This is a genomic window from Pseudofrankia inefficax, from assembly GCF_000166135.1.
In the GTDB taxonomy this organism is placed as follows: domain Bacteria; phylum Actinomycetota; class Actinomycetes; order Frankiales; family Frankiaceae; genus Pseudofrankia; species Pseudofrankia inefficax.
On record NC_014666.1, the window covers coordinates 5249645 to 5266665 of the forward strand.

At 72.4% G+C, this 17021-nt stretch carries 14 protein-coding genes; 8 read left to right on the forward strand and 6 right to left on the reverse strand.

Annotated features, from left to right (window positions below; genetic code table 11):
• Positions 1–12: 12 nt before the first annotated feature.
• On the reverse strand, positions 13–672 hold the full coding sequence (locus tag FRAEUI1C_RS21270) for a response regulator transcription factor (protein WP_013425403.1): 660 nt from the start codon (positions 670–672) through the stop codon (positions 13–15).
• Positions 669–1805: a sensor histidine kinase gene (locus FRAEUI1C_RS21275; protein WP_013425404.1), complete on the reverse strand. Its 1137-nt coding sequence runs from the start codon at positions 1803–1805 to the stop codon at positions 669–671. Before FRAEUI1C_RS21275 ends, FRAEUI1C_RS21270 begins: the two co-directional genes overlap by 4 nt.
• 163 nt (positions 1806–1968) lie before the next feature.
• Here FRAEUI1C_RS21275 and FRAEUI1C_RS21280 point away from each other — a divergent pair, with 163 nt between their 5' ends.
• Complete coding sequence (locus FRAEUI1C_RS21280; RefSeq protein WP_013425405.1) at positions 1969–4305, forward strand: putative bifunctional diguanylate cyclase/phosphodiesterase; 2337 nt, start codon at positions 1969–1971, stop codon at positions 4303–4305.
• A gap of 16 nt (positions 4306–4321) precedes the next feature.
• Here the strand turns inward: FRAEUI1C_RS21280 and FRAEUI1C_RS21285 are convergent, their stop codons facing one another.
• From FRAEUI1C_RS21285 to FRAEUI1C_RS21295, 3 genes are all read right to left on the reverse strand, one after another.
• Positions 4322–6049, reverse strand: a complete 1728-nt coding sequence (locus FRAEUI1C_RS21285) for a sensor domain-containing diguanylate cyclase (protein WP_013425406.1) — start codon at positions 6047–6049, stop codon at positions 4322–4324.
• 10 nt (positions 6050–6059) lie between these two features.
• Positions 6060–7373 (reverse strand): EAL domain-containing protein, encoded by a 1314-nt coding sequence (locus FRAEUI1C_RS21290; protein ID WP_013425407.1) that lies wholly within the window; start codon positions 7371–7373, stop codon positions 6060–6062.
• Between the two features lie 96 nt (positions 7374–7469).
• Entirely contained in the window at positions 7470–8186 is a 717-nt protein-coding gene (locus FRAEUI1C_RS21295; protein WP_013425408.1) for a TetR/AcrR family transcriptional regulator, read from the reverse strand.
• 109 nt (positions 8187–8295) lie between these two features.
• Between FRAEUI1C_RS21295 and FRAEUI1C_RS21300 the strand changes: the two genes are divergently transcribed.
• Complete coding sequence (locus FRAEUI1C_RS21300; protein ID WP_013425409.1) at positions 8296–9072, forward strand: metallophosphoesterase family protein; 777 nt, start codon at positions 8296–8298, stop codon at positions 9070–9072.
• An 82-nt stretch (positions 9073–9154) separates the two neighbouring features.
• On the opposite strand, the gene FRAEUI1C_RS21305 is transcribed toward FRAEUI1C_RS21300, so the two are convergent.
• A complete protein-coding gene (locus FRAEUI1C_RS21305; RefSeq protein WP_013425410.1) occupies positions 9155–10408 on the reverse strand; it encodes an ABC transporter substrate-binding protein in 1254 nt (417 codons plus the stop codon).
• Positions 10409–11130: 722 nt separating this feature from the next.
• Here FRAEUI1C_RS21305 and FRAEUI1C_RS21310 point away from each other — a divergent pair.
• From FRAEUI1C_RS21310 to FRAEUI1C_RS21335, 6 genes are all read left to right on the forward strand, one after another.
• Positions 11131–11910, forward strand: coding sequence for an amino acid ABC transporter ATP-binding protein (locus FRAEUI1C_RS21310; protein ID WP_013425411.1), 780 nt, complete (start codon positions 11131–11133; stop codon positions 11908–11910).
• 168 nt (positions 11911–12078) lie between these two features.
• A complete protein-coding gene (locus tag FRAEUI1C_RS21315; protein ID WP_013425412.1) occupies positions 12079–13014 on the forward strand; it encodes a glutamate ABC transporter substrate-binding protein in 936 nt (311 codons plus the stop codon).
• A 30-nt stretch (positions 13015–13044) separates the two neighbouring features.
• Positions 13045–13689: an amino acid ABC transporter permease gene (locus tag FRAEUI1C_RS21320; protein ID WP_013425413.1), complete on the forward strand. Its 645-nt coding sequence runs from the start codon at positions 13045–13047 to the stop codon at positions 13687–13689.
• Positions 13686–14696: an amino acid ABC transporter permease gene (locus FRAEUI1C_RS21325; RefSeq protein WP_013425414.1), complete on the forward strand. Its 1011-nt coding sequence runs from the start codon at positions 13686–13688 to the stop codon at positions 14694–14696. The genes FRAEUI1C_RS21320 and FRAEUI1C_RS21325 overlap by 4 nt, the downstream gene beginning before the upstream one ends.
• A complete protein-coding gene (locus tag FRAEUI1C_RS21330) occupies positions 14608–15738 on the forward strand; it encodes an acyl-CoA dehydrogenase family protein (protein ID WP_041259575.1) in 1131 nt (376 codons plus the stop codon). The genes FRAEUI1C_RS21325 and FRAEUI1C_RS21330 overlap by 89 nt, the downstream gene beginning before the upstream one ends.
• Entirely contained in the window at positions 15735–16997 is a 1263-nt protein-coding gene (locus tag FRAEUI1C_RS21335) for an acyl-CoA dehydrogenase family protein (protein WP_013425416.1), read from the forward strand. Before FRAEUI1C_RS21330 ends, FRAEUI1C_RS21335 begins: the two co-directional genes overlap by 4 nt.
• Positions 16998–17021: the final 24 nt, after the last annotated feature.

Here is a 17021-nt window from a genome sequence, read left to right on the forward strand (position 1 = left end):
GGCAGAGAACGGTCAGTCCTGGCCGGGCCGCACGATGCCGTGGTCGAAGGCGAAGACGATCGCGGCGGCCCGGTCGCGGACCCCGAGCTTCTCGAAGATCGCGCCGATGTGCGACTTGACCGTGCCCGGGCTGACCCGCAGAGCCTGGGCGATCTCCGCGTTGACCTGCCCGCGGGCCAGCAGCCGAAGCACGTCGTGTTCCCGGGCGGTGAGCAGGTCGAGGCGGGCTGCCTCCCTCCGCCGGGACGCCACCGCGCCGCGGTAGGCCCGCATCATCCGAGGCGCGACCGCCGGGTCGAACCAGGCCCCGCCGGCGGCGACGACCCGGGCGGCGGCCAGCAGGTCCTCGGCGGTGGAGTCCTTGAGGACGAAACCCTGCGCGCCAGCCTCGATCACCCCCCACAGCACCTCGTCCTCGTCGAAGGTCGTGAGGGCGAGCACCGGCGGCGGCTCGGGCGCGGCGCACAGCTGGCGGGTGGCCTCGATGCCGTCCAGCCTCGGCATCCGCACGTCCATGAGGACCAGGTCGGGCCGCAGGCGTGTGACGGTGGCGACCGCCTGGGCACCGTCGGCGCACTCCGCGACGACGTCGAAGCCGTCCTCCGCGCCGAAGATCCGGGCCAGCCCGGTCCGCACGATCGCCTGGTCGTCGACGATCACGACCCGGATCACGCCGCCCCCACCGGGACGCGGCACCGCACCCGCCAGCCGGGCCTGGTCGCGCCGGCCTCCAGCTCCGCGCCGATCAGGGCGGCACGTTCGCGCATCCCGAGGATCCCGAAATGGGGCCGGTCCGCGTCGGCCGGCCGGGCCTGGACGCCGACGCTGTCGACCACGAGGTCCACCGCGCCGGCGGTGACCGTCACCGCCACGCGGGTGTCGGCCTCCGGGGCATGGCGGGCCGCGTTGCGTAACGCCTCCTGCGCGATCCGGTACAGAGCCACCCCTACCGCCGCCGGAACGCCGGCCAGGTCGCCGCTGGCCCGGTAGTCGACCGCCAGGCCGTCCGCCCGCACCGCGTCGACGAGGTCCGCCAGCCGGGAGAAGTCCGGGAGAGCGCCCGTCGCCTCGTCGTCGCCGGGGCCGCGCAGCAGGCTCACCGTGCCGCGCAGCTCAGCCATGCTGCGCCGGCCGACCTCCTCGGCGGCGCGCAGTGCCTCGTCGGCCGCGTCGAGGTCACGGCGCAGCACGTGGCGGGCGCCGGCGACCTGCAGCAGCACCGCGGTCAGGCCGTGCCCGACCAGGTCATGGACGTCCCGGGCGATCTGGCGCCGCTGCTCGGCCTGCGCCTGGCGGGCGAGCTGCCGACGAGCGAACTCCAGCTGGCCGCTCAGCTGATCCTGGCGGTACATCGCCCGCCCGATCAGTCCCGGGAAGGCGATCCCGACCATCCAGATCGCCCAGTTGAGGTGATTGCCCGCCGGCTGAAGCAGCACCACCACGACCGGGCAGAGGACGGCCAGCCCACACACCAGACCGGCCCGCCAGGCCGGCCGCACCCAGCGGCCCACCACCACCGCGAGCAGCGAGACGAGGAACATCGCGGGCTCCAGGCGACCGGTCAGCTGGACCAGCGCCACCGGCACCACCACGCCGGCGGCCAGCACCGCGAGCGGCAGCCGGGGCAGCCGCGCCCACCCGGCGAACACCGCGACCGGCAGGGCCAGCGCGACGGGCCGGACCCAGCCAGCCGGATCGGCGACGGCGGCGACGACAGCCAGCACCAGCGCCGCCACCGGCACCCACCGGCGCAGCACATCGCGCGAGAGCGGCTCGGCCGGGTCCGCGTGTCTGCGCTCCCCCACCACGATCCGACGATAACGCCGGCCCGGACACCCCGAACGATTCCCGACATGAGCCACCCCTGAAAGCGTCCCCGAGGCCCGATCCGGGTACGGAGCTGTTGGTTTGCTGGAACGCGCGCTGGCAGGCAGGGGGACGCTCGATGCGGCTACGAGGTGCGCCCTGATGGTCGACGGGCATCGGACGGTGCGCGTCGCGGCTGGCGGCTGCCTGGCCTACCTCGCGGTCGTGGCCGTGTGCGCGCTGCTGCTTCCGTCGACGGCCGGCGCGCAGCTGTCCAGTTGCGCGGCCGCGGCCGCCTGCCTGGCGGTGGTGGTGTGCCTGGTGTGGACCGGCCGGCGCGCCCAGGGCGCCGACCGCCGATGGCGGTTGATCATCGGAATCGCGACGATCCCGACGGTCCTGGTGTCCGCCTGGCACCTGCGCTGGATTTTCGGGCACGGCGCGGTCGTCCCTGCGCATGTGCCGTGGGCGGCGGCCGCCTTCCTGCTGATCTTCGCGGTCTACCTCGCGGGCATCCTGGCCTTCCCCACCGATCCGCTGGAGGTCGGGGACGCGGGGTTCGGCGTGGGGCGCGACGGCTACTACTGGTACGCGATCATCGCGTTGGACAGTCTGGTGGTCGTCGGCTCGGTCTTCCTGATCGCCTGGGCGACGATCATGGAACCGGCGATCCGGTCGCACCACATCGACACACCCGGGCTCGTGTCGAACACCGGGACCGTCGTCGGCTATCTGATCCTGATGGCGGCCGTCCTGCTGTTGGCGACGTTCCGGCAGCCGCGGTCAGGCCTCGCGCTGGCGCTGCTCGGTGCCGGCATGAGCGTGATGATGCTGTCCACGGCCCTGTACCTCAGCGTCGCGGCCGCGGGCGGCGTCGGCATCGCTCCGGCGGCGGACGTCATAGCCGCCACCGGCTGGCTGTTGCTCCTGCTCGCCGGGCTGGTCCCGATCCCCGGGTCGCCCGCGGCGGTCCGGCGTCGCGGCGGGCCCCGGGTGCTCTGGCTGCGGTCCGCGCTGCCGTACCTGGCGCTCGGGGTCGCCGGCGTGCTGCTGGTGAGCCAGCTGATCGCCGACGGCGCGGTGGACCGCGTCGAGTGGGTCGGCCTGATCGGTCTGCTGCTCATCGCCCTGGCCCGGCAGCTGATGACCCTGGGCGAGAACACCGTCCTGCTCGCCTCCGTCGAGGCGAGCAGGCAGGAACTGCGCTACCAGGCGTTGCACGATCCGCTCACCGGGCTGGCGAACCGGGCGCTGTTCGCCGACCGGCTGCAGCACGCGCTCGCGTTCCGGGAGAGTCGGCCCTTCGCCCTGGTCTACTGCGACCTCGACGACTTCAAACGGGTCAACGACACGCTGGGGCACGCGGCAGGCGACAGCCTGCTGACGACCACCGCGGCGCGGCTGCGGGCCGGCGTCCGGCCGGGTGACACCATCGCCCGGCTCGGCGGCGACGAGTTCGCGATCCTCCTCGGGGACGGTCACGGTGATCCGGAAGCCGCGTGCCAGCGCCTCGCCGAGACGATCCGCGCCCCGACCATGCTCGCGGGGCACCCCCAGCCGGTCGGCGCCAGCCTTGGACTCGTCATCGCCGACGCCCACAGCCCGCCGGCCGCCGACGCCCTGCTGCGGGAGGCCGACCTCGCCATGTACGCGGCGAAGCGCGAGGGCAAGGGCGGCCTGGTCGTCTACCGACCCGACCTGTCCACCCACGAGTCAGCCCCGCAGACCCGGGCCGCCCTGGCGTACGCGCTGCGCGGTGACGAGCGCTACGGAACGATCACCGTCCACTACCAGCCGGTGGTCGACCTGCGCACCGGTGGCGTCTCGGCCCTGGACGCCGTGCCGCACTGGAGCCATCGGCTGCTCGCGCAGAGCCCGCCCGACCTGCTGGCCCACCTCGCCGACGAGGCCGGTCTGACGGTGCCGCTCGTCGGCCTGGTCCTGCGCCGGGTCTGCCGCGATGTCGCGGCGCAGAACCCGCGCCTGCGCGGCAGGCCGGCGTTCGTCAGCGTTCCGGTCCGCCGTGACCTCGAAGGAACATCCGTCGCCGAGGTCGCGGATCTCCTGGCCCACCACGACCTGCCCCCGCAGACGATCATACTGAGGCTGTCCGAGACCTGCGGGGTCTCCGACCTCGACGCCGCGGCGCCCCTGCTACGGCGCCTCGCCGGCCGGGGAATCCGGCTCGCTCTCGACGGGGTCGGTGGCCGGGCCAGCACCTTCGCCGCCTGGCGCACCCTGCCGATCGAGATCATCAGGCTGGACCACACCCTGACCGACGTCGACTCCAGCCCGGGCGCGCACCGTACCCGCCGGATCCGCGACGCCGTCCTCGCCGCCGCCGCCCACCTCGACCTGACCGTCGCCACCACCGGCATCGGCAACCACGCCCAGGCACGGGAACTCGCCGCCGCCGGCTGCCACCTCGGCACCGGGCCGTACTACGGCCCGCCGCGCCCGCTCGACGAGGCCAGCCAGGCCCTGCCCAGGGGCAGTTGAGCCACCTGGCGTGGCCCTACCTGTCAGCCGCTCCGCCGGCCGCGCCGGGAGAGCCCGGAGCTCGCTGGTAGGCCGCGCGTCGCCCGGGACCGTCGCGTTTCGCGGCGTACATGGCGAGATCGGCGGCGTTCAGCAACGTCTCGCCATCCCGGAGCTCCGGGCTGGAGACAGCCAGACCGATGCTCGCGGTCCGCCCGATCACCTGGTCGCCCTGCCGGAACGGCGGTTCCAGCGCTGCGAGCGCGCGATCGGCGATCGCCTCGAGGTCCGCGATTCGCTCGATGTTCCCGCACACCACCGCGAACTCGTCGCCGGCCAGCCGCCCGACGACGTCGCCGGGGCGCACGGCCGCGCTCAGCCGGGCCGCGGTCTCCCGCAGCAGCGCGTCGCCGGCCTGGTGGCCGTGCGTGTCATTGATCTCTTTGAACCGGTCTAGGTCGATGAAGAGCACCCCGATGCGGCAGCCGTCCTGGCGAGCCCGGCGCAGTGCCCGCGCCAGACGGTCGAGCAGCGCGGTGCGGTTCGGCAGCCCGGTGAGCCCGTCGTGCAGCGACCGGTGGCGGATCTCGGCCTCCATCCGGAACCGCAGCGCCGCGGAACCGAGCACCGCGGCCACGGAACGGACCAACCCGACTTCCTGCTCGGTGAACGGGGCCGCGCCAGGCGCCCGGCGCACCTCGATCCTCGCCAGCGGGGCTTGCGGCCTCCCGACCGAGGCGGTCAACAGGACGCCGGCCTGTTTGGCCTCACCGGCCTCGCCGGCCATCGCCGCGGCCGGTGAGCCGGCGGCGCGTTCGGCCCCGGACGGCGCCGTTCCGGTCGGCCCGGCCACGGGTCGTTCGCGACGATCCGCGCGAGCCAGCAGTGTCGGCCGGTTCCCGTCGGCGGTCAGCTCGTACATCTCCACCAGGTCGGCCCGCAGCCTGTCGCCGATCACCGTCACCGCGCGCTTCCACAGGGGCGCCGCGTCCCGCGCCTCCAACGCCCGTTGGCCAAGGTCGGCCACCGCGGCCAGCTCGGCCGTCCGCAGTCGCAGGCTCTCCAGCGCCTGCTCCCGTTCGGTGATGTCGGTCGCCACGGCGGCGACGGAGCTCACCGCCCCGTCGGTGCCTCGAATCGGCACGAGGTGGACCTCGAGGCACCGGTCGAAGATCTCGATCACCTCCTGGACCCGCTCCCCGGCCAGCGCCCTACGCAGGACGGAGGTCACCTGGGGAGAGTCGGCGAACGTCGTGAAGACCGACGCGTCCCGGGCCTCCTCCAGGATGGCCGATGCCCGCGGGACCGCGGTTCCCTCCCGCACCAGGACCCGACCGTCCAGGCCCACCAGAAACATCGACACCGGCGTGTTCTCCACGACGAGGCGCAGCCGGTCGTGCGCCGCTATCTCCTCGGACACGTCCTGCAGATGCGTGAGGAAGTACTGCTCACCGTCGGCGTCGGTCCGCAGCACGGTCGTCGCCACCGCGTGCATCACCGACTGGTCCGGCCGCACCAGGCGGACCACTCTGCGAAACCGGTCGGGACCTCCCTCGGCACGCAGGCGGGCCTGTTCGTTCCGCCGCGCCAGCTCCCCCGGGATGGTCGCGTCCTCCCAGGTCCAACGGCCGAGCTCGCCCGGGGCGATCCCGAAGAGAGCCCGGCAGGGCTCGTTGGCCCGGCGCAGGCGGTGATCCCGCACGCCCGTCTCGACGATCGCGATATCGAGAAGCTCAAAAAGGTCCGATTGTTCCTCCGGAGTCACGGTGGACCACCTACTCGGCCACGGCAGGTCGGGACTGGCGCACGCGCGGCCGCCGCGCCCGGCCCGGTCGAGGCTGAGCGCCGGGCCGGCTGGCGGCGCGGAGCCCGGCGGCCGGGGGTGTCGGCAGGCAGGCGGCGCGGACGTCGGGGGTGGGGACGCCGAGCAGGAATCCCTGGCCGTAGTCGATGCCGGCCGCGCGGGCGGCGGCGAGCTCGGCGGGGGTCTCGATGCCCTCGGCGACGACCCGGGCGCCGAGGCCGTGGCCTATGGTGGTGATGCCTTCGGTGACGGCCCGGTGCGCGCGGTCGACGGCCATGCCGCGCACGAGGAACCGGTCGAGTTTGATCACGTCCGGGCGTATCCGGAGCAGGAGGTCCAGGCCGGCGTGGCCGGTCCCCAGGTCGTCGATGACGATGTCGACGCCGTGGCCGCGCAGGGTCTGGATGGCGCCGAGCAGCTCATGGTCCTCGCCGATGCGCTCGTGTTCGGTGATCTCCAGGGCGAGACGGTGCGGCGCGTCGGTGGACAGCAGGAGGTCGACCAGGCCGCTGGTGACCGTGGAGGGCGCGGCGTTGACCTCGAGGCGCACTCCGGGCGGGAGGTCGGCCAGCAGCGCCAGGGCGCGGCGGATCGCGGTGGTCTCGAGCTCGGCGCCGAGCCCGACCAGCGTGGCCTCGGCGAACAGGGGGCCGGGACGGGCCGTGCCCGCGAACCGGGCCAGCGCCTCGACCGCGACGGCCTGGCCGGAGCTCAGGTCGACGATGGGCTGCAGGTGGATCTGCGGTCCGCCGCTGTCGAGGAGGTCATGGACGCGGCACCAGGACCTGCCACGATCCGCCCACGCTCCGTCCAGGGCGGTCACATAGCTGGAGAGGAAGTCCGCGAGCTGGCCGAGGAACCGGCTGTCGCCCGGCCCGAGAGCGGGGCACGGCCCACGGTTCAGACCGCCGACCAGGCCGTACACACCGCCGTCAGCGTCGAGGACCGGCGACGCCGCGTACGCACCGACGTCGAGGTCGCGGACGGAGGCGGTGTCCGACGTCCGCGGGTCCTGGCGCGCGTCCGAGATCAGCGGTGGGATCGCCCCGGTGAGCACCCGGCCGAACAGGCCCCGCTCACGGCGCACGCTGCTGCCCGGGGCCAGCCCGAACAGGCTGGGGTCCCCGCTGGTCTCCTGGACGACCAGCAGATCCCCGTCGAGCCGGCCCAGGCAGGCCAGATCGAGCCGCAGCCGCCGCCGCGCCAGGTCGAGCAGATCCACGACGGGCAGGCGCGGCTCGCCCACCTTGGCCTTCGGCCCCAGCAGAGTCGGGTACCTCGCCATCCGACACCCCGAGGCGGGGACTACCCGCCCGCGAGGCCACGAACCGCCACCAGCCACGGCCGGACAGGCCCGGCCGACACGGTGAGCGACGTGCCGTCAGGGTGCGGGACGCCGCCCGGCGCGGAAGGTCCCGCCCGGGGCGCCGGCCAGGCCGTCCCCGGCCGACGCGTCGTTGCCGAGGACCGCGGTGATGGCCTGCCCGCACAGGTCGCGAATCCGCGCGGGGTCCGCGGCGTCGGGGTGTGACAGCGACAGCGCGGCGACGCCGCGGGCCATACCCATGACGAGGAGCGAGGCGGCATCGGCGTCGACGCCCGGCCGGACCGATCCTTCCTGCTGTGCCTCGCGGATGAGGCGCGCCAGGAGCTGGTGGGTGGTCGCGTCGGCCTCGGTCATCGCGGGGACATTGGAGCTGGTGGGGAACGTGGCGCCCCACATGACGACGACGGCGCGCTCCTCGATGCTCTGGCCGGAGATGACGATCTCCAGGAACGTGTCGATGATCGCGCGTAGCGCGTCGAGCTTGGGAAGCCTCTCGGCGTCGTCTCCGGCGCGGCCCAGGGCCAGCAGCGTCGCGTCGAAGGTCCGGCCGTAGGCGTGGCTGATCAGGCGGCTGACCAGGCCTTCCTTCGAGCCGAAGTGGTAGGCCGGCATCGCTCGGCTGATCCCGGCGCGCTCGCCGATGCTGCGCAGCGAGGTCCGCTCGATGCCGGCCTCGGCGATGAGCTCGGCCGCCGCCCGCAGCAGCGCCGCCTCCGACGCCGCGCGCCGTTCGGCCTGGGTGCGTCGGGGCTGGTCAGCCGGCGCGGTCATACCGGCAGCGTATGAAGATCCACATAGATTGACAAACGTGGAAGGCGTCCGAGGAACCCGGTTACGACGGGCCGGGAGGCCGGGCGAAGGCGGCGAGGATGATGGTGGCATGGTCCGTGTCGCAGCAGTTGGAGACCTGCACGTCACCGCCAAGGCCCCACCAGCCCGGCTCCGGTCGTTCTATCAACGCGCGGCGCAGGTCGCCGACGTCCTCCTCCTCGCCGGCGACCTCACCGACGACGGCCGCACCGAATCGGCGGCGACGCTCTGCGCGCTGTTCGGTGGCCTGGATCTGCCCGTCGTCGTGGTACTGGGTAACCACGACCATGACCACGGCGAGGAAGCGGTTCTCGCCGAGATGCTGACCGGCGCCGGCCTGACGGTGCTGGACGGTACGTCGACGGTCGTCGACACCGCCGGCGGGAAGATCGGGATCGCCGGTGTGAAGGGCACCGGCGGAGGATTCGCCGGCGACCCGGACGCCGAGCCCGGCGACACGGAGACGCGGGCGTTCAGCCAGCGCGCCGCGACGTCCGCGCGGCAGCTGCGAGACGCGCTGGAGCGCCTTGATGTCGACCTGCGCGTGGCGCTCACGCATTTCGCGCCGACCCCGGAAACCCTCAGGGGCGAGCCGCAGGAGCTGTACCCGTTCCTGGGAAACGACCTGCTTGGTGCCGCGATCGACGGAGAACCGGCGGCCGCGTCGGCGGCCGGGCCAGGAGACGCCGGGGGTCGCCCGGTGGCGCTGGCCGTGCACGGTCACGCGCACTACGGAATCGAGGTCGGCCGGACGGCCGCCGGCACGGCGGTGCGCAATGTCGCCCTGCCGGTCATTCGCGCGCCGTTCGCCGTCTACCGGCTTCCGGACGTGGTCCGCGTCGGGTGACCGCGGCTCGGCGACGGCCCGCCCACCGCCGGAACAGGCGGTGGGCGGGCCGCGCCTGGCGGTTGTCCGCCCGGTCCGTCCGTCAGGACGCGGGGGCGACGGTCTTACCGGGGACCAGCTTCCCGCAGACGGGGTCTCCACCGGGGACGAGGGTGAACTTGTCGCCCTCGAGCTTGGTCAGCCACCAGCAGTTGTCCGCGCCGTTCACGATGTTCACCCGGTCGTTGATGTCCGCCTTGTGGCCACCGAACAGGCCCATCGCGTCCCAGTCGTGGACGTTCGACAGGGCCTTGATCAGCGAGGCCTGGGTGACACCGGGGCCGGCGTCCTTCAGCGCGCGGACAAGGAGCCCGGTCGAGACGTAGCCGGTGTAGGACGCGTAGGTCGGCGCCAGGGTGATGTGGGCGCTGGCGAAGTCGGCCTGCAGCTGCTTGGTCGCGGCGGTCTGCATCTCGACCGGCTCGTACCCAAGGGTGAAGTAGACGCCCTGGGCGTCCTGGAGCGCGCCCTGGCCAGCCTGAAGGATGTCACCGCCGTAGCCGGTCGGCAGCAGCACGCCCTTGAGGTCCACGCCCTGGTCACGCAGGCCGCTGATCAACGCGAAGCCCGTGTTCGGGTCGACCGAGGCCCAGAGCCCGTTGATCCCGGCGTTCTTCATCGCCAGCACCTCGGGGCCGACGTCGGTGCTGCCGAAGGGGAACTTGGCGTTCAGGTAGCCGACCTTGATGCCCGCGACCTGCGCGGACAGCGCGCCGGAGGCCGCCGACTCGGACGAGATCGGTGAGACGCCGTAGCCGAGCGAGGCAAGGTTGGTCACGCCCACCAGCTTCAGCAGCTCGCCGATGGTCGTCGACACCTTCGTCTGCTGCAGCGGGCCGGCGACCGAGAACATGTTCTTCGCGGTCGACCACTCCGGCCCGTCCTGGCTCACCCCGATGACCGGGACGTTGTGCGCGGTCAGGTAGTTGGTCGTGGTGAAGAGGATGGAGGACTCGGCCAGCACCGCCAGGACGTGGTCCTGGGTGACGAGCTTCTGCGCGGCGGCCAGCGCGGTCGTCGGGTTGGTCGCCGTGTCCGCGACCACGTACTTGATCTTGTATCCGTTGCGGGAGGCGTAGAACGTACCCGCCTTCACGCCGTCGACGAAGGTCTTGTTTCCGGACGCCGCGGGTCCCGTCACGTCGGTGAGCACACCGATGGTGACCGTCCGGCTGGAGCCGCCGCCGGCGGCGTTCGTGCCGCCGCCGGACCCCGACGAGCCGCAGCCGACGGCTAAGAGCGTCACCGCGGCGGCGAGGCACGCGGTTCCCACTATTGTTCGGCGCCTAAGGATCATTACGTCCCCTTTGTCATCAGTGGTGAGACCTGGGACGGCCACGACGCGGCTCCACCGACCGGGGCTGCCGCCCTCAGCCAGCGACGGCCTGAGTGCGGCGCCGACGCCGAGGTCCCCCTCGAAACCTCTAAATATATCTAGCACCAGCGCCAGCCTGGCGCAACGGCGCCCGGCCGCCCACGCGCAGCGACCCAGCGGGCCACGAAGCCGGTCGCGGTGCAATGCCACCAGCGAGAGGGCCCGGAGTCGCCGCGACGGCCACCGAGGCGTTCGAGGACGTACGCCTGGACCTCGACCGACCCGGCCGCGGCCGCCACGAGCGCCGAGCCGCCTCAACGCCGTCGAAACAGCTAGATATCTCCGGCGGGCTCGGTCGGCCCCACAGGGCGCCAGGCGACAAGGAACTGGCCAGGAGAAAAGAACCGGTAAGAAGGCTGTCCGCCAGGCGACATCATCCCGACGGCGGCGTCCCGGAAATCGATTTCAGGCCGCCGCCGTGCCCGACATTTGTCGACCCGGCGCAGCGCCGTCCCAAGAATCAAAGAAAAGGCAAAGCGGCAGTAAAGAAACGAGCATCTGTCGCGAACTCGACAGCGGTCGGTGACGGGGCCGCCTACCTTTGGCGATGCCATTCTCAAGAAGCCCGAACACGGCGCATCCGAACCGGAGAGCCCTGTTTCGCGCGCCCTCGAAAGCCATTCAGAAAGGAGATTCACGTAGCCATGTCCCTGGCAGCGCCGGCCCCGGCTCCGCCGGTCCCGCCCGGCCGGCCGGTCATCGTGCTGAACAAGGTGTGCAAGTCGTTCGGCGCCCACCAGGTCCTCCGCGACGTCGATCTGACCGTCGACCGTGGCGAGGTCGTTGTGATCATCGGGCCGTCCGGGGCCGGGAAGTCGACACTGTGCCGCTGCATCAACCGGATCGAGGTGATCAACTCCGGCAGCATCACCATCGACGGCGTCCCGCTGCCGCAGGAGGGCAGGGCGCTCGCCCGGCTGCGGGCGCAGGTGGGCATGGTCTTCCAGTCCTTCAACCTGTTCAGCCACCGCAGCGTGCTCGACAACGTCACGCTGGCACCCATCAAGGTCCGGGGCATCCCGCGTGGGAAGGCCGAGGCCACGGCGCGTCAGCTGCTCGACCGGGTGGGCATCGCGGACAAGGCCCACCAGCTCCCGGCGGAGCTGTCGGGCGGCCAGCAGCAGCGGGCCGCGATCGCCAGGGCGCTCGCGATGGAGCCCAAGGTCATGCTGTTCGACGAGCCCACGTCGGCCCTCGACCCGGAGATGATCAACGAGGTCCTCGACGTGATGCGCGAGCTCGCCGCGTCCGGCATGACGATGGTCGTGGTCACCCACGAGATGGGGTTCGCCCGGACCGTCGCGAACCGGGTGGTCTTCATGGACGACGGCCGGATCGTCGAGACGGCACCGCCGGCGGAGTTCTTCGCGAACCCGCGGTCCGAACGCGCCCGGGATTTCCTCGGCAAGGTGCTCAGCCACTGACAATCGCGCCACTGAAACCGCGCCAGTGAAACCGCGCCACTGACAACCGCGCCGTCGCCCGCGGGGTGCGGCGCGGGTATTGCCGGTCCCCGGCGAACCGAAAAGCCTCCCGACAAGTCTCTCGCCGGTCACGAGTCCGCGCGGGAGACGACAGAAAAGGGGAAAACCATGTTCGCACGAACTCGCCTGTCGGCGCGGGTGTCAGCCGTGACGGTCGGCCTCGCCGCCGCGATCGCGCTGACGCTCGCCGCCTGTGGCGGTAGCGACCCGGGCCCGGGAGCAGCTCCCGCCGGCACCGCCAAGGCGACCAGCGGCTACAAGATGACCCAGGCCACCGCCTTCCCGGCCAGCGCCACCCTGGACAGGATCCGGCAGCGGGGTGAGCTCATCGTCGGCACCAAGTTCGACCAGCCGCTCTTCGGGCTGCAGAACCCGACGACCGGGAAGATCGAGGGCTTTGACACCGAGATCGCGCGCCTGCTGTCGATCCGCATCTTCGGCAGCCCGGACAAGGTGAAGTTCGTCGAGACGGTCTCGAAGAACCGGGAGCCGTTCATCCAGCAGGGCAAGGTCGACGTCGTCGTCGCCACCTACACGATCAACGACGCGCGCAAGAAGCTCGTCGACTTCGCCGGGCCGTACTACACAGCCGGCCAGGACATCATGGTCAAGGCCGGCGACACCACGGTCCACGGCGTCACGGACCTGAACGGCAAGAAGGTCTGCACCGTCGAGGGCTCCACGTCGGAGACGAACCTGCGGGCGAAGGCTCCCGGTGCCAGCGTCGTTCTCGTGGACACCTACAGCTCGTGCGCCGAGCAGCTCCTCGACGGCCGGGTCGACGCGGTCACCACGGACAACGTCGTCCTGCTCGGCCTGGTGTCCCAGCACAAGGACGCCCTGAAGCTCGTCGGCACGGCGTTCACCTCGGAGCCGTACGGAATCGGCCTGATCAAGGGCGACGACGGCTTCCGCGCCTTCCTCAACGACACTCTCGATGAGGCCTACCGGAACGGGGACTGGGCGAGCGCCTTCCGCTCCACGGTCGGCACCGTGGCGACCACGGTCCCCGCCACTCCGACCATCGACCGCTACGTGGCCTGACCGCCGCACCCGGCCCGTTCGGAGCCCACTGTGAACGTCGTCCTGGACCACCTGGACGTATTCGGGTCGGGACTGTCGACGACCCTCCAGCTCACCGCGCTGTCCTTCCTGCTCGCGCTGGGTGTCGGTGTGGTCGTCGCGACGGCGCGGGTCTGCCCGGCCGCCCCTCTGCGGGCGGCCGGGCTGGTCTACGTCGAGACTGTCCGCAACACGCCCCCGCTCGTCCTGATCCTGTTGTTCGTGTACGGACTGCCGAAGACCGGCGTCCGCTACTCGCTGTTCGTCTCGGCCGTCCTGGTGCTGGGCGGCTACACCGGCGCCTTCGTCGCCGAGGCACTGCTGTCGGGGATCCGCTCGGTGCCGGTGGGACAGGCGGAGGCGGCCCGCTCCCTGGGCCTGACCTTCACCGGGACGCTGCGCCACGTCGTGCTGCCGCAGGCGTTCCGCGCGGTGGTCCCGCCGTTGGGCGCGCTGTTGTCCGCACTGGTCCGCAACACCTCGCTGGCCGCCCCGATCGGCGTGCTGGAGCTCACCGCCCGGGCCGGCCAGCTCAACACCTCGGATCCCAGTCCCGTCTGGATCTACCTCGCCGCGGCCGCTGCCTACCTCGTCGTGACACTGCCCCTCGGCGGGGTCACCCGCCTGATCGAGCGCCGGGTAGCGGTGACCCGGTGACCGTTCTCTATGACGAACCCGGGCCGCGGGCCAGGGCCTGGATCGCGGCCGCGTCCGCTGTCACGGTGGGGCTCGTCGGCTTCGTGGTCACGGTCGCGGTCCTGCGGCTGGACTCGCATCACCAGCTGGACCGGGAGCGCTGGGCGTTCGTCACCAATCCCGCCATCCTGCGGTTTCTCGCGTTCGGCCTGCTCAACACGCTGAAGGTGGCGGCCGTCGCCGGCACGCTCGCCCTGGCGCTCGGCTGCCTGCTCGCGCTCTGCCGGCTCGCTCCGCTGGCGCCGCTGCGGGCCGCCGCGGCGGCCTACACGCACTTCTGGCTGGCGATCCCGGTCCTGCTGCTGATCTACTTCATCGGGCTCGGGCTGCCGACGATTGGCCTGGACCTCCCGGTCTTCTGGTTCCTCGTCCTGGGCCTGACCCTGTACAACAGCGCCTTCTTCGCGGAGATCTTCCGGACCGGCATCGTCGCCCTGCCCTCGGGTCAGCGGGAGGCCGCCGCGGCGCTCGGACTGGGCTTCTGGCCGGCGATGCGGTTCGTCGTGCTGCCCCAGGCCATCCGCCGGATGGTGCCGTCGCTGCTCAGCCAGTACATCGTGCTGCTCAAGGACACGTCGCTCGGTTTCGTCCTGCCCTACCCGGAACTGCTGCGCCGCGGGCAGATCACCGGGCAGTACGCGCAGTCGGTCCTGCAGAGCTACGTCGTCGTCGCGGTCGCCTACGTCGCGGTGAACGCCAGCCTGTCCTACCTGGTGCGGCGGCTGGAGGCCAGACAGCGCCGGCCTGGCGGGCGGGTTCCGGGCGCGCCGCCGACCGCGCGGAACCCGCAGGTTCCCGGCCCTAGCCAGACTCCACCGAAAGGTTTAGATATATGTATGCGGACGTCGGCAGACACCGCGCCGGACGCCCAGGAGGACGATGTTCACCCAGACGCCAGACCAGGCACTCTTAGAGACCACGACCGAGCAGTACCTCGCCGCCACCTACCCCGCGGCTCGCATACGTGAGCTGTCCCGGCGGGAGTCGACCTTCGACGCCGCCGAGTGGAAGCAGGGCGCCGAGCTCGGCTGGACGGCGCTGCTCGTGCCGGAGGGCTCCGGCGGTGGCTCGATCAGCGGCAACGGGCTCGCGGACCTTCTCCCCGTCGCCTTCCAGTTCGGTCGCCACGCCGCGCCCGGCCCGCTGATCGGGACCAACGTCGTCGCGGCGGCGCTGGGCCGGTGGGGTTCGACCGACCGGCACGGCGCGCCCCTGTCCGAGCTGCTCGACGGTGACGCCACAGCCGCCTGGGCTCCCGTCCCGCGGCGGCACCGGGCCGGCCCCAGCAACACGCCAGTGCGAGCGGTGCGGTCGGGCGACGGCTTCGTCCTCGACGGGACGGTGCCCCGGGTCGAGGCCGGAGCGCCGACCGGCTGTCTCCTGGTCACCGCGCTGGTCGACGACGCACCGTCGCACTTCCTCGTCCCGCTCGACGCCCCCGGGGTCCAGGTCTCCCAACTGCGCGGCCTCGACCTCGTCCGGCGCTACAGCGCGGTCACCTTCCAGGAGGTGACCGTGGCGGCGAGCGCCCAGGTCGACGGCGCCGTCGACGACGAGGTCCTGCTCGACCTGACGGCCGTCCTGCAGGCCGGGGAGATCGTCGGGGCGATGGAACGCGCGTTCGCCATCACCCTTCAGTGGACGCGGGACCGGTACTCGTTCGGCCGCCCGCTCGGGTCCTACCAGGAGATCAAGCACCGGATGGCCGACCTGCGCACCCAGCTGGAGGCGAGCGCCGCGGTCACCGAGAAGGCCGCGCGCCGCGTCGGCGAGGGGGCGCCCGACGCCAGCACCTGGGCGAGCGCGGCCAGGGCGCACGCCGGGCGGGTCGGCCCCGAGCTGATCCAGGACTGCGTCCAGCTGCACGGCGGCATCGGCGTGACCTTCGAGCATGACCTGCACCTCTACCTGCGCCGGGCCACCGTCGACGCCCAGCTGTTCGGCACTCCGGGCGCCTTCACCGACCGCGTCGTACGGCTGGCCGAGGCCGCCCTGGAGGGTGCGAAGTGAGCGACACCGTGATCGACGTCGACGCGTTCGCGGCGCGGGCCCGGGCCTGGCTGGCCGAGAACCTGCCGCCGGCCGACCTCACCAGGGACACCTTCTTCCTCTACGCCGCCACCCACCCGAGCGACGAGGAGGTGCTGGCCCGGGCCGCGACGTGCCGCGAGCTGCAGCGCCGGCTCTTCGACGGCGGGTTCGCGGGCATCTGCGTGCCGCGCGAGTACGGCGGCCAGGGGCTGACCCCGGCGCACCAGGCCGCGTTCAACCGGGAGATCAAGGGCTACGACTACCCGGCCGAGATCCAGGCGTCGACGTTCATCCCCTGCATGGCCGTGCTGCTGGAGTTCGGGACCGAGGAGCAGAAGCTGCGCCACATCCCGCGGATGCTGCGCGGCGAGGAGATCTGGGTCCAGCTGCTGTCCGAGCCAGGCGGCGGCTCGGACGCCGCCGGCGCGGTCACCACCGCGACCCGGGACGGCGACGGCTGGGTGCTGAACGGCTCGAAGATCTGGACCACGGCCGGCTGGTGGGGCGACTGGGCGCTCTGCCTGGCGCGGACGAACTGGGACGTCGAGAAGCACCGCGGCCTGACCGTGTTCAGCCTGCCGATGACCGCGCCCGGCCTGCAGATCCGCCAGATCGAGCTGGTGAACGGCTCGACGGACTTCTGCCAGGAGTTCCTGACCGACGTGGTGGTGCCCGACGCCGACCGGATCGGGGACGTCGACGCCGGCTGGACCGTCATGACCCGCTGGCTCTACCACGAGCGGACGATCTCCGGCGGCTCCCCCTACGTGACCGGGGGCGGGAACCGGCCGAACGACGGCCCCTACGAGCCGGCCGCCATGATCGAGGCCGCCCGCGACCTCGGGACGATCGAGGACAGCGCCACCCGGGCCCTCATCGGCGAGGCCCAGACGAGCGCGCTGGTCCTGCGGGCCCTGGTCGAGTCGGTCACCCGCAAGATGGCCACCGGGGTGCTCCCCCACCACGCCGCCGCGATGCCCCGGCTGTTCGGCGGGACGGCGAACGCCCGGCGCGCGGCGCTCGCCACCGAGCTGTACGGCGAGGCAGGCGTGGTCTGGGAGCCCGACGACGAGAGCTCCGCCCAGGTCGGCCTCGGCTTCGTGATCCGCCAGGCCGCGTGCATCGGCGGCGGCACGACCGAGATGGCCCGCAACGTCATCGCCGAACGGCTGCTCGGGATGCCCCGCGAGCACCGCGCCGACACCGACGCCTTCCGGGACGTGCCCCGCGGGCCGTAGGCCGAGGTGACAGGCCCGGGGGGG